Origin of the sequence: Herminiimonas contaminans (genome assembly GCF_015645465.1) — a bacterium.
Lineage (GTDB): Bacteria > Pseudomonadota > Gammaproteobacteria > Burkholderiales > Burkholderiaceae_D > Oxalicibacterium > Oxalicibacterium contaminans.
Window position 1 is genome coordinate 120,682 of record NZ_JADOEL010000011.1, and the last position, 11,087, is coordinate 131,768.

General features: G+C 56.0%; 14 protein-coding genes. 8 read left to right on the forward strand and 6 right to left on the reverse strand.

Features of this window, described 5'->3' with window-relative positions:
* Positions 1–169: 169 nt before the first annotated feature.
* Positions 170–454 (forward strand): helix-turn-helix domain-containing protein, encoded by a 285-nt coding sequence (locus tag IXC47_RS13755; RefSeq protein WP_195875973.1) that lies wholly within the window; start codon positions 170–172, stop codon positions 452–454.
* Positions 455–1,025: 571 nt separating this feature from the next.
* Here IXC47_RS13755 and IXC47_RS13760 read toward each other — a convergent pair.
* The 3 genes from IXC47_RS13760 to IXC47_RS13770 form a co-directional block, all read right to left on the reverse strand.
* Positions 1,026–1,838, reverse strand: coding sequence for a TlpA family protein disulfide reductase (locus IXC47_RS13760; protein ID WP_075791076.1), 813 nt, complete (start codon positions 1,836–1,838; stop codon positions 1,026–1,028).
* A gap of 63 nt (positions 1,839–1,901) precedes the next feature.
* Positions 1,902–2,330, reverse strand: a complete 429-nt coding sequence (locus IXC47_RS13765; RefSeq protein ID WP_053821754.1) for a beta-lactamase hydrolase domain-containing protein — start codon at positions 2,328–2,330, stop codon at positions 1,902–1,904.
* A gap of 28 nt (positions 2,331–2,358) precedes the next feature.
* On the reverse strand, positions 2,359–3,108 hold the full coding sequence (locus IXC47_RS13770; RefSeq protein ID WP_053821755.1) for an MBL fold metallo-hydrolase: 750 nt from the start codon (positions 3,106–3,108) through the stop codon (positions 2,359–2,361).
* Between the two features lie 124 nt (positions 3,109–3,232).
* Here IXC47_RS13770 and IXC47_RS13775 point away from each other — a divergent pair, with 124 nt between their 5' ends.
* From IXC47_RS13775 to IXC47_RS13800, 6 genes are all read left to right on the forward strand, one after another.
* Entirely contained in the window at positions 3,233–3,541 is a 309-nt protein-coding gene (locus IXC47_RS13775) for an ArsR/SmtB family transcription factor (protein WP_053821756.1), read from the forward strand.
* Between the two features lie 12 nt (positions 3,542–3,553).
* On the forward strand, positions 3,554–3,985 hold the full coding sequence (locus IXC47_RS13780; RefSeq protein WP_053821757.1) for a YeeE/YedE family protein: 432 nt from the start codon (positions 3,554–3,556) through the stop codon (positions 3,983–3,985).
* Between the two features lie 10 nt (positions 3,986–3,995).
* Positions 3,996–4,433, forward strand: coding sequence for a DUF6691 family protein (locus tag IXC47_RS13785; RefSeq protein WP_053821758.1), 438 nt, complete (start codon positions 3,996–3,998; stop codon positions 4,431–4,433).
* An 11-nt stretch (positions 4,434–4,444) separates the two neighbouring features.
* Positions 4,445–5,239 carry a sulfite exporter TauE/SafE family protein gene (locus IXC47_RS13790; protein ID WP_053821759.1) on the forward strand — a complete coding sequence of 265 codons (795 nt, stop codon included), beginning with the start codon at positions 4,445–4,447 and terminating at the stop codon, positions 5,237–5,239.
* Positions 5,240–5,494: 255 nt separating this feature from the next.
* A complete protein-coding gene (locus IXC47_RS13795; RefSeq protein WP_075791073.1) occupies positions 5,495–6,058 on the forward strand; it encodes a recombinase family protein in 564 nt (187 codons plus the stop codon).
* A 90-nt stretch (positions 6,059–6,148) separates the two neighbouring features.
* On the forward strand, positions 6,149–9,115 hold the full coding sequence (locus IXC47_RS13800) for a Tn3 family transposase (RefSeq protein ID WP_195875974.1): 2,967 nt from the start codon (positions 6,149–6,151) through the stop codon (positions 9,113–9,115).
* 6 nt (positions 9,116–9,121) lie between these two features.
* On the opposite strand, the gene IXC47_RS13805 is transcribed toward IXC47_RS13800, so the two are convergent.
* The 3 genes from IXC47_RS13805 to IXC47_RS13815 form a co-directional block, all read right to left on the reverse strand.
* Positions 9,122–9,787, reverse strand: a complete 666-nt coding sequence (locus IXC47_RS13805; protein ID WP_195875975.1) for a hypothetical protein — start codon at positions 9,785–9,787, stop codon at positions 9,122–9,124.
* A 154-nt stretch (positions 9,788–9,941) separates the two neighbouring features.
* Positions 9,942–10,235 (reverse strand): terminase gpP N-terminus-related DNA-binding protein, encoded by a 294-nt coding sequence (locus IXC47_RS19585; RefSeq protein ID WP_195875976.1) that lies wholly within the window; start codon positions 10,233–10,235, stop codon positions 9,942–9,944.
* 181 nt (positions 10,236–10,416) lie between these two features.
* Positions 10,417–10,773, reverse strand: coding sequence for a hypothetical protein (locus IXC47_RS13815; protein WP_195875977.1), 357 nt, complete (start codon positions 10,771–10,773; stop codon positions 10,417–10,419).
* 113 nt (positions 10,774–10,886) lie between these two features.
* On the opposite strand from IXC47_RS13815, the gene IXC47_RS19590 reads away from it, so the two are divergent.
* Positions 10,887–10,967: a single-stranded DNA-binding protein gene (locus tag IXC47_RS19590; RefSeq protein ID WP_407651136.1), complete on the forward strand. Its 81-nt coding sequence runs from the start codon at positions 10,887–10,889 to the stop codon at positions 10,965–10,967.
* Positions 10,968–11,087 lie beyond the last annotated feature (120 nt).

Below are 11,087 nucleotides of genomic sequence, written 5' to 3' on the forward strand. Positions count from 1 at the left end.
GCGTTTTTCTGTAATGTTTGCAGCTGATTTACCCGCTCGACAATGGACATGTAACAGCTGTTTAACTTCAAAATTCCGGACGATTATTCCAGAACCGTATGATCATTAAATACTTTGGATAGGCGATCTTGCAAAATCCGTTTCATAACAACTTCAAAGGAGTGTTGATATGAAAAGTGTGAAATATTTGATTCAAGTCCAGGAGAAGCACGGCCTGAAAAATGATGCTGCCTTAGCCGAGAAACTGAAGATCACCCGCAGCGCGATCAGCTTGTACAAGAGTGGTCAACGCATCATGGATGAAGATACATGTCTCAAGGTTGCAGTTGCATTGAAACTGAATAATCCGCTCGAAGTATTAATGGCAGCAGGGACGGACAGGGCGAAGAAATCAGGGAAGAAATCGATCTGGTCTTACTTCACCCGCAAACAGGGTAAAGCAGTATTCCAGTAATGATGTGCCGCGATACGTGGCATCCGGTAGTGCTGTAACAGTAGTACACGGTTGATTGCACTAGCAGGTGCAATCAACCGCTTTTTGCATCTGACTTACTAGAATGCGTAACCCACGCCTGCGCTAATCGTTGTATAGCGCGTCCGGCTATCCGGTTCCCAGGTAACCGTGCCACCGACCGGATAATTGGCGCTGGCTCCGTATTTGAAGGCGGAGTAATTGATGCCCACATTTCCCCTGAATCTTTGTGTGAACGCGTAATCGGCCGACAAGCCCGCTCTATACAAGTTGGAGTTGGGGTGAAGAGGGAAAACGGAAAAAATCAGGCGCTAAGACATAATGAGGGGTCGAGGTGCAGCGGAACGGCAAACCAGGTTAAGGCCACTCCTGACTTTTTCGTTGCTTGCTGGGTTATGCAGTGGCCGCAGCCAGCCCTTGGCTACTGCTTCCAACACAGAGTAGGAATACTGGCCAAGCATGTTGATGTGCTCATGCAGTAACGGCGGCAGCCTGGCCATGTCATCATCTCGAACATCAGAGCTGACATAAAACAGCAGCGGTATCCCAGTGCTCAGCGAGAGCCGAAGAAGCTGTCGATTTTCTCGGTTAGTGTTGCGCGCGAAAGCTCACCCATATGCCGCTTGTATAGCCGGCCTTGAGCATCATAGAACAGCGTTGTGGGGTAACCAGACGAACCAGTTCGGGCACTTACCTGCTTGGCCGGATCGAGAACGATATTTGGCATTTGTAACCCATTCGCGTCGAGGTAGCTTTGTACGGTTGCTGCTGATTCTCCTTGATTCGCAAACACGAAGTGGATTTCTGGATGGGCTAGCTGTGCAGCCTTTAATACAGGCATCTCACGTCGGCACGGCGGACACCAAGTTGCCCAAAGATTGATAATCAAGGGGCGGCCCACAAAGGCACTGAGCGGCACAGTTGTGTTGTCGAGGCGGCGTACCTCAATTGTCGGGACAGGCACACCCACCGGCGTAAGGGCATGATTCAGCGCACTTCCTCCGAAAAAGACAAAGCAACCCGTCAAGGTTGCAGTCAGAAGCGGCCTACGTAGTGTCGTCGAGCGCCGTGACAATTCCATGCCAACCAAAACGGCCGTCGCGAAACCGGCCAGGTTGTCGAAGCCTCCATCACGAAAGTCGATGATCGACAATGGAGCATTGGAATAAATCTCATGATGTCTTAATACGAAGATCGAGCGTCCGGCGAGGAAACCGAACACGATCATCTTCCAAAGAACGGGGCCCGGATCGACACCGCGCCTCGTGCGGAACCACGCGGCAACAGAATGGGCAAGCGTTATGCCTGCTAAGAGTAGTGCTACTTGTACAGGGACGACGAGCGGCCCAAATCGTACAGCATCCAAAAAGTGGCTCCCTGAATCGAAATTTGTGAACTTTAACTTGCAGTTCTAGTTGCGAATGAACATCTATTTGGCCGTGACTTGCCTGACGAAGCTGGCGAAATCAGCGGAACCCTGAAGGTTGAACCCCATGGTTTGCGCTTCCTCGAACGTGCGTTCCGCTGTCCACCCATTCTGCTTTGCACGACTAAGCGCGAGCAGCAACGCGGCCCTCGTGCCAGTGGCGCAATGCAGTAAATGCGGCCCTTGTGTTCTCTGCATTACTTGACTTAACTCGTCAATCTGCTGCTCTGACAGGGCTGTCTTGTTGACTGGTACATTGAAGTAATCCAGTCCACTGTTCCTGACCAACTCGGCGTTCGAGGTGGCCGTTTCCCCAGGCGTACGCATGTCAATTACGGTGTGAATGCCTTGCTGCTTCGCCTCCACCAAATCCTGCCCCGAAGGCTGGGGACCGATGAACAGGCCATCCCCTATTTGCTTGAAGTTTGTCATTTCAATTTCTCCGTTGGTTAGCGGCACGTCAGCCCTGCGGGCTCTGGGTCATCTGGCGGCAATAGCTGGCCAAGTTCTCTGGCAGGTCTGGGGGACAGACGCCACATTGCTTATTCCCCGGGACAGCGTAGTCAATGAACTTAGGGTATGGAAGGTTCAGCTTGGCCATGATGTCCCTGAACTCTTCGAGCGTCTTTTCCCCGCCCAGGCGGGGATTACGCTTCTTTTCCTGCGCGATCGAGGAGACAAAACGCTGCTGGTAGTCGTGCGCCGGGTAGACCAAGGTTTCGTCGGGCAAAGCAAACAGCTTCTCTCGCACGCTTTTGTAGAGCGCATCGGCATCACCGTTTTGAAAGTCAGTCCTGCCACACCCCTCGATAAGTAAGGCGTCGCCTGTGAATACGCGGTCATTTAAAAGATAGGCAAAGTGCCCGTCGGTATGGCCGGGGGTATGCAGGGGCTGCAAAGTAATACCCCCGACCTGAAATGGCCTGCCTTCTTCGATGCCGACATCGGCACATGACAACTGATCGTAGGCAGGCGCGGCAATCTTGCTACCCACGGCACGCTTCATTTCCAAAGCTGCGGTGATGTGGTCGGCATGGATATGGGTATCGACCGTGTAAGCCAAGGTCAGACCTAACCTGTGCACCTCGGCCAGATCCCGATCCATGGTCGCAATCACGGGATCGATGAGGACTGCCTGTCCCGTGTCCTCGTCCCCCAGCAGATAGGTATAAGTGCTCGACAGGGGTTCGTACAGTTGTCTAAAAATCATGGGCGCTCCTTAATAGTCGTCGTGATCAGAGTTCGACACATGGATCATCGTCTCTACGTTTAATATATTATGTTATGGTATAATGTTCGTGTAAAGTGTTACTTTTAAACGGATCTACGTGGCCATGCCAAAGCAAATTGATTTAGTGAAACTGCATGCCGCAGCTGGGGAGGCTAGCAAGCTTCTGAAGGTACTGTCCAACCCCGACCGTATGCTCTTGCTATGCCAGATGACGCAGGGCGAGTTCTCGGTCAAAGAGCTGGAAACCATCACTGGGATCTTGCAGCCTACGCTTTCACAGCAGCTGACCGTGCTCCGCGAAGAGCGACTAGTGAATACGCGCCGTGAGGGCAAGCAGATCTTCTACAGCATCTCCAGTAGTGAGGCACTGGCAGTGCTACAGGTGTTGTACCAACTTTACTGCCCAACGTAATAGGAGGCTGTAATGATGATTGACTGGAACAATTTCACGCCCTGGACGTCGCTGGCGGGTGGGCTGATGATCGGAATAGCCACGGCACTGTTCTTGGTATTTAACGGAAGAATTGCGGGCATCAGTGGCATCGTGGGTGGCCTGTTAACGCCCGCAAGGGGCGATATCGCCTGGCGTCTTGCGTTCGTGGGCGGCCTAGTGCTTTCTCCTCTCGTGTTTTCAAGCATCGCTCCCCTGCCCCAAGTGCACATCGAGGCCGGTTACCCGGTCTTGATCCTGGCCGGACTGCTGGTAGGGATCGGTACCCGTTACGGTTCGGGCTGCACTAGCGGACATGGCGTGTGCGGGCTGTCGCGTCGCTCCCCGCGTTCGATGGTGGCTACCGTAGCCTTTATGTCCGCCGGATTCGTGACCGTCTACGTTGTTCGCCATCTTGTCGGCTAAGGGAGCAAAAATGAAAATCTTCATGTCGCTGTTGGTCGGCCTGTTGTTCGGCTTGGGGCTTATTTTGTCCGGCATGAGCGACCCCGCGAAGGTGCTCGGCTTTTTGGACCTGGCCGGAAACTGGGACCCGTCGCTTGCGTTCGTGATGGGCGGCGCTGTAGTCGTCGGCGCGCTGGTGTTTCCGTTCGCGGCCAAACGTCCGAGATCGATCCTGGGCGACGCCATGCGCTTGCCGACGGCTACGCAAATTGACCGCCGTCTCGTGCTCGGCGGACTCGCGTTCGGCGTCGGCTGGGGCCTGGCCGGCTATTGTCCCGGTCCTGCGCTCGCATCGCTCGCACAAGGCGGCGCCAAACCCTTGCTGTTCTTCATCGCCATGCTGGTCGGAATGGCGTTGTTTGAACTGCTCGAACGAGCAAAAGCCAAAGCCGCATCACCGGCCGCGTAACCGGGGCTGTGATGATTACGGGTCTTCTCTTGGGGGCGGTGGTAGGTATTGTCATGGGTCTGACAGGAGCTGGGGGAGGCATTCTCGCGGTCCCACTTCTTGTCTTCGGCATGCACTTAACGATCGCCGAAGCCGGCCCCGTTGGCCTGCTCGCCGTCGGTGTTTCTGCCGCAGCAGGTGCTTTGATGGGCTTAAAGGCTGGGATTGTGCGCTACCGCGCGACCGTGCTCATTGCCGGCACTGGCATCCTGCTCGCGCCACTCGGTGTATGGTTGGCTCACCGTTTGGACACGCGACTGCTCAGCCTGTTGTTTGCCGCTATTCTCGCCTGGGTCGCATATAAAACCTTCCGTGAAATCGTCGGCCGCAGTGTCGAGTCCACCTCTCTTACTCTGGATCGACCCTGCATTCGGGACGACATGAGTGGACGGTTTATCTGGACGAGCAAGTGCGCCGGCGCCTTATCGATCGCAGGTGCCATTGCGGGCATTCTGTCCGGTTTGCTCGGGGTAGGCGGCGGGTTCGTCATGGTGCCGGCCTTGCAGCGTTTCACGGATTTAGCGGTGCAATCGGTCGTCGCTACCTCGCTCGGTGTTATCGCACTTGTTTCGCTAACTGGCGTAGCGGCCAGCCTATCTACAGGAAAATTTCCCCTTGGTGTCGCGCTCCCGTTCGCAGCAGGAAGCATAGTCGGGATGGGAGTCGGCAGTGTGCTCACCTCGCGGCTTCCGCAAAAGTATCTGAAAGCTGCTTTCGGGGTGATATGTCTCGGGGTCGCTGCAATGATGACTTTTAAATCACTGTAGAGGAAACGATCGATAACACAACCCATATGCTCCTGCTGGCTCTCTTGGCCAGAGAATCACTCGTTCGTAGAACAGCATTAAGAAACCCCGTTCGCATTTTCGCCGTCACCTAAGCATGTGAGCTTAGGCTACACCCCAATTAGGCGTCAGGAGGGCCCTGCAAAATGCGTCAGGATAGAGTCATATAAACATTTTATTGACACCTGACCGGAAGGCTCATAGATTTCAGCCTGACATTCACAACAAGGAGGTTCCTTGAAGGGCCAACGAATCGGTTACGTCAGGGTCAGTAGTTTCGACCAGAACCCGGACCGGCAGCTCGAACATGCACAAGTCGACAGGGTATTCACCGACAAGGCATCGGGCAAAGACACTCAACGGCCGCAGCTGGAAGCGCTGCTGGGCTTCGTGCGCGAGGGGGATACCGTGGTCGTGCACAGTATGGACCGCTTGGCCCGCAACCTGGATGACCTCCGGCGCCTTGTGCAGAGCCTGACCAGGCGCGGCGTACGCATCGAGTTCGCCAAGGAGTGTTTGGCCTTTACCGGTGAGGACTCGCCAATGGCGAACCTGATGCTGTCGGTCATGGGCGCCTTTGCCGAGTTCGAGCGCGCCCTGATCCGTGAACGGCAGCGCGAGGGGATCGCGCTGGCCAAGCAACGTGGGGCCTACCGTGGCCGCAAAAAAGCGCTCGCGCCCGAGCGTGTGACTGAGCTACGCACTCGGGTCGCCGCCGGCGAGCCGAAAGCGGTCGTGGCCCGCGACCTTGGCATCAGTCGAGAAACCCTCTACCAGTACCTAAAAACGCGCACCGTATGAACGTTCATGCACTCATGATCGGACAGCCCTGAGCCCGGATTCTCTGCTCCATGTGCTTCTCTTTCATCAGATTTCCAAGAAATCGAACAAATGCCACGCCGCTCACTGCTTTCCGATACTGAACGCGACAGCCTGCTCGTGTTGCCCGAAAGTCAGGATGATCTGATCCAACAATATAGCTTCACGGACGCCGACCTGGCGTTGATCCGGCAACGCCGTGGCGCCGCAAACCGCCTCGGCTTCGCCGTGCAGATGTGCCTGCTGCGCTACCCTGGCTACGCGTTGGCCAGCGACACCATGCTGCCAGATCCTGTGATCCATTGGGTTGCCAAGCAGGTGCGCGGCGACGCCGGCGCCTGGCCGGAATATGGCGGACGGGAGAAAACGCGCAACGAGCACCTGCACGAGCTGCGCGCTTACCTCGGGCTGTCCGTGTTTGGCCTGCCTGATTTCCGCAAGCTGGTACACAGCCTGGCTGACCTCGCCATGCAGACCGACAAGGCCATGATCCTGGCTGCGCATTCCCTCGAAACGCTGCGCCAGAAGCGCATCATTCTGCCGGCGTTGACCGTCATCGAGCGCGCCTGCGCCGAGGCCGTGACGAGGGCGAACCGGCGGCTCTATCGCACGTTGATCGAGCCGCTGGAGCGCCACCACAAGCGCTCCCTGGACAACCTGCTCAACGTCGCGCCTGACATGAGCATTACCTGGCTCGTGTGGCTCCGCCAGTCGCCGCTCAAGCCCAATTCCCGCTACATGCGCGAGCACATCGAACGCCTCAAAGTGTTCCAGTCGCTCGCCCTGCCGGACGGGCTGGGCCGCCAAATCCACCAGAACCGGCTGCTGAAGATGGCCCGCGAAGGCGCGCAGATGACGCCGCGCGACCTGGCCAAGTTCGAGGATGAGCGACGCTACGCGACGCTGGCGGCGCTGGCCATCGAGGGCATGGCCACCGTGACGGACGAACTGGTCGACCTGCACGACCGAATCATGATCAAGCTGTTCAGCGCCGCCAAGAACAAGCATCAGCAGGACTTCCAGAAGCAGGGCAAGGCGATCAACGACAAGGTGCGGCTGTATTCGAAGGTCGGCCGAGCACTGGTTGAAGCCAAGGAATCGGGCGGCGACCCATACGCCGCGATCGAGGCGATCCTTCCATGGTCTGAGTTCGCGCTGAGCGTCACCGAGGCCGGCCAGCTGGCGCAGCCCGAGTCGTTCGACCACCTGTCGCTGGTCGGCGACCAATACAGCACGCTGCGCCGCTATACACCCGAGTTCCTGGATGGGCTCAAGCTGAAGGCGGCGCCGGCCGCGCAAGCGGTGCTCGACGCAATCGACGTGCTGCGCGAAATGAATATGACCGGCGCGCGCAAGGTGCCCGACGACGCACCAATCACTTTCGTCAAGGCGCGCTGGAAGCCGCTCGTCATTACCGACGAGGGGCTTGACCGCCGTTTCTACGAAATCTGCGTGCTGTCGGAGTTGAAGAATTCGCTGCGGTCCGGCGATATCTGGGTCCAGGGATCGCGCCAGTTCCGCGACTTCGAGGAATACCTGCTGCCGACGGCGAAATTCGGCGCCATGAAGACAGCGTGCGAACTGCCGATCGCGGTCAACCAGGACTGTGACCAATACCTGCATAACCGCTTGTTGCTGCTCGAACAGCAACTGGCCAAGGTCAACCACCTGGCGCTGACCAATGAACTGCCCGACGCGATTATCACCGAAACCGGACTGCGGATCAGCCCGCAGGATGCCGTGGTTCCGGAAGAGGCCCAGGCGCTGATCGACATCACCGGCGGCCTGCTGCCTCGTATCAAGATCACGGAGCTGCTGATGGACGTGGACGACTGGACCGGATTCACCCGCCATTTCGTCCACCTCAAGAGCGGCGAACAGGCCAAAGACCGCACGCTGCTGTTGTCGGCGATCCTGGCCGACGCGATCAATCTCGGCCTGACCAAGATGGCGGAATCCAGCCCGGGGGCGACCTATGCGAAGCTGTCCTGGTTGCAGGCCTGGCACATCCGGGACGAGACATATTCGGCGGGCCTGGCCGATCTCGTCAACGCCCAGTTCAAGCATGCGTTCGCTGAGAACTGGGGCGACGGCACGACGTCCTCGTCGGACGGCCAGCGCTTCCGCGCCGGCGGACGGGCGGAGAGTACGGGCCACATCAACCCGAAATACGGCGCCGAGCCGGGCAAGCTGTTCTACACCCACATCTCGGACCAATACGCCCCTTTCAGCACCAGGGTGGTCAACGTCGGCGTTCGCGATTCAACCTATGTGCTGGACGGCCTGCTGTACCATGAATCGGATCTGCGCATTGAGGAGCACTACACTGACACTGCCGGGTTCACGGACCACGTGTTCGCGCTGATGCACTTGCTCGGGTTCCGCTTCGCGCCACGCATCCGCGACCTGGGCGACACCAAGCTGTACGTGCCCGGCAAGGTAGCGGACCACCCGGCACTCCGCTCCATGATCGGCGGTAGTTTGAACATCAAGCACCTGCGCGCTCATTGGGACGACGTGCTGCGCCTGGCCGCCTCGATCAAGCATGGGACCGTCACGGCCTCCCTCATGCTGCGCAAGCTCGGCAGCTACCCGCGGCAAAATGGCTTGGCGATCGCGCTGCGCGAGCTGGGCAGGATCGAACGCACGTTGTTCATCTTGGACTGGCTCCAGAACGTCGAGCTGCGCCGCCGCGTGCACGCCGGTTTGAACAAAGGGGAGGCGCGCAACGCGCTGGCCAGGGCGGTCTTCATTCATCGGTTGGGCGAAATCCGCGACCGGACATTCGAGCAACAACGGTACCGCGCCAGCGGCCTGAACCTGGTGACAGCCGCCATCGTGCTGTGGGATACGGTCTATCTGGAGAGGGCAACGCAGGCCTTGCGCGAGTCGGGCAAGCTCCCCGATGCCCGCCTGCTGCAATTCTTGTCGCCCTTGGGCTGGGAGCACATCAACCTGACCGGGGATTACGTCTGGAGGCAGAACCGGAAGGTCGATGAGGGGAAATACCGGCCGCTGCGGGACTTCAAGGAGCGGTGATAGGGCTTAGCGCCCGATTTTTTCCGTTTTCCCTGTTCGCCCCGAGTTGCCCAATCCGCCAGAAAAGCCCAGCGGACCGTTCACGCTAATGTCTGAACTGAAAGTCCGACCTATCAAAGCATTGGCACTCAGCACCAGGCGCGGCATAGGTGTGTATTGGGCGAGGGCGCCGATACCGTAGTAATTATTGGTATAGGTTTCACCCTGATTGACACCACGTTTCCATTCATGACGGCCGACTTCAAGGAAGGGAGTGAACATGCTGCTTTGGTTCACGCTAAAGCCTTTGCCCCAGCGCAGACTGTAGTCAGTCAGGGTCGCATCATTTTCCTGTACGGCCGAGCCGAATACGCCACCAGTCAAGCGTGAACCGGTATAGTCGGTATGTCCTTTATTCCGGCTGTATTGGAACTGCAAATAGTCATTCCCAAACAGCCAATCCTTCATTACAGAAGCCGACACCGCAAAGCCAGGGACCCAGCCTTTTTCTGTATTCAAGGTGCCGACAGTGGTGCCAAAGCGGCCGTCGTTGATTTCCCTGTAGTCAACATAGCTGGAAATGCCTTGTATCCCGATCTGATTATTCGATGATTTGATTTCCTGGATTTGCGCGAGGGCGCTGATGCAGGAGACGGATGAGGCTACAAAAACGATTGCTTTGCAGATATTCATGGCGGTCCCCGGTTGGCTGAGTACGCAGACTTACACTTGTTCCCTGAATAACAGTTAAGCACAAAATGCTGGCTATTGCTATCGTTTCGCGATCTTAATGTTTAACATGTCTTTTGATATGTATGCCATTGATTTTATTTAACTAAATGAGTATTTATATGCACTTCGACTTCTTTATCTGTTGGAAGTGAACGACATTGTCTTTAACTATGCCTAGTTTCAACTTTTGCCTACCGAATCCCATTTGACGCATCCTTAAATCTAACTCCATGCGCCGTAGTCGCAACAGCTCTGGAGCCCAGAACGGTATTTTTCTGCTGCCATTGAGCCATTGAACAACGGTTTTCTCTGATCGTTTCAACTGCCTGGCAATTTCTTTCGTGGATACACCCTGTGTGTAGTATTGAAGTTCTGTGGGGTTGCCATACCGAGTATTTGAATAACGCATTAAAGTCCTCGAAGATAAAGAGAGTAAGAAGTTGGGCTAGCCAGTTTGCTACTGGCATTCTGTAAATGGGCCGCGCATCGATTCTCTGCGTTTACCAAACATTGGAATAACTTCGTATAATTTATAACTTGGAAAGGGGTGAAGCAGAGAGCCCTTTACCTCTTATCACACGCCTGAAGAACTAAGCTGGGCGCGGGCTGTAGCGTGATAAGAGGTTTTCAAAATTTCCTGAAATTTTCTCAACAACGACCGTTGCAGCCGCTGCCGAAGCAATAGCAAATTGCGTCGAAATACGTTCCCAATAAGCCCGTTTTGCGGGGTTCTTTTCGCGGTCTTTGTGCACAGCTGCAAACGCAATATGTGGCTCTATTTTTGCCATATCCGCGAGCATCATAATTTCCGCTTCGTCAGCTGGCCGAGCGCCAGAACGAAGGTCGGAAATGCGTCCGCCCTTTACGCCAAGCCGTTGAGCAAGTGCATAGTCACTTGTCAATCCCTGCTGTTGCTTGGCTGCATCAAGTAGTCCGATTTGATCCATAAAACCTCCTTTTTCGCCACTTTACAGCATCGACCTCGTTTGACAATGACCTCATTTGAGGATTACGGTTCGCTCAATCCTCGTTTGAGGACTAATCAACTAAGGAGCGAAACATGTCAATCAAGATCGTGGTGGAAGAAGTCAATGTAGATACAAAAACCGGAGTTGGCGCAAAAGGGCCGTGGCGCAGGTAGTGTCAGAAATTCTGTGTGTGAAGGTCGGTTAAAAAATTCTAGTGCAATGCGTTGGTGAAGCGTTCGCCGAACAGAATGGCAAACTGATTGGCCGCCTGCTTCCACGTCACCGGAGGCATC

What these genes read in the sequence shown, in the direction of transcription:
- IXC47_RS13755 (WP_195875973.1), top strand. Translation starts at nt 170, where the DNA reads ATGAAAAGTGTGAAATATTTGATTCAAGTCCAGGAGAAGCACGGCCTG.
- IXC47_RS13765 (WP_053821754.1), bottom strand. Translation starts at nt 2,330, where the DNA reads ATGACAAACTTCAAGCAAATAGGGGATGGCCTGTTCATCGGTCCCCAG.
- IXC47_RS13770 (WP_053821755.1), bottom strand. Translation starts at nt 3,108, where the DNA reads ATGATTTTTAGACAACTGTACGAACCCCTGTCGAGCACTTATACCTAT.
- IXC47_RS13775 (WP_053821756.1), top strand. Translation starts at nt 3,233, where the DNA reads ATGCCAAAGCAAATTGATTTAGTGAAACTGCATGCCGCAGCTGGGGAG.
- IXC47_RS13780 (WP_053821757.1), top strand. Translation starts at nt 3,554, where the DNA reads ATGATGATTGACTGGAACAATTTCACGCCCTGGACGTCGCTGGCGGGT.
- IXC47_RS13785 (WP_053821758.1), top strand. Translation starts at nt 3,996, where the DNA reads ATGAAAATCTTCATGTCGCTGTTGGTCGGCCTGTTGTTCGGCTTGGGG.
- IXC47_RS13790 (WP_053821759.1), top strand. Translation starts at nt 4,445, where the DNA reads ATGATTACGGGTCTTCTCTTGGGGGCGGTGGTAGGTATTGTCATGGGT.
- IXC47_RS13800 (WP_195875974.1), top strand. Translation starts at nt 6,149, where the DNA reads ATGCCACGCCGCTCACTGCTTTCCGATACTGAACGCGACAGCCTGCTC.
- IXC47_RS13805 (WP_195875975.1), bottom strand. Translation starts at nt 9,787, where the DNA reads ATGAATATCTGCAAAGCAATCGTTTTTGTAGCCTCATCCGTCTCCTGC.
- IXC47_RS19585 (WP_195875976.1), bottom strand. Translation starts at nt 10,235, where the DNA reads ATGCGTTATTCAAATACTCGGTATGGCAACCCCACAGAACTTCAATAC.
- IXC47_RS13815 (WP_195875977.1), bottom strand. Translation starts at nt 10,773, where the DNA reads ATGGATCAAATCGGACTACTTGATGCAGCCAAGCAACAGCAGGGATTG.
- IXC47_RS19590 (WP_407651136.1), top strand. Translation starts at nt 10,887, where the DNA reads ATGTCAATCAAGATCGTGGTGGAAGAAGTCAATGTAGATACAAAAACC.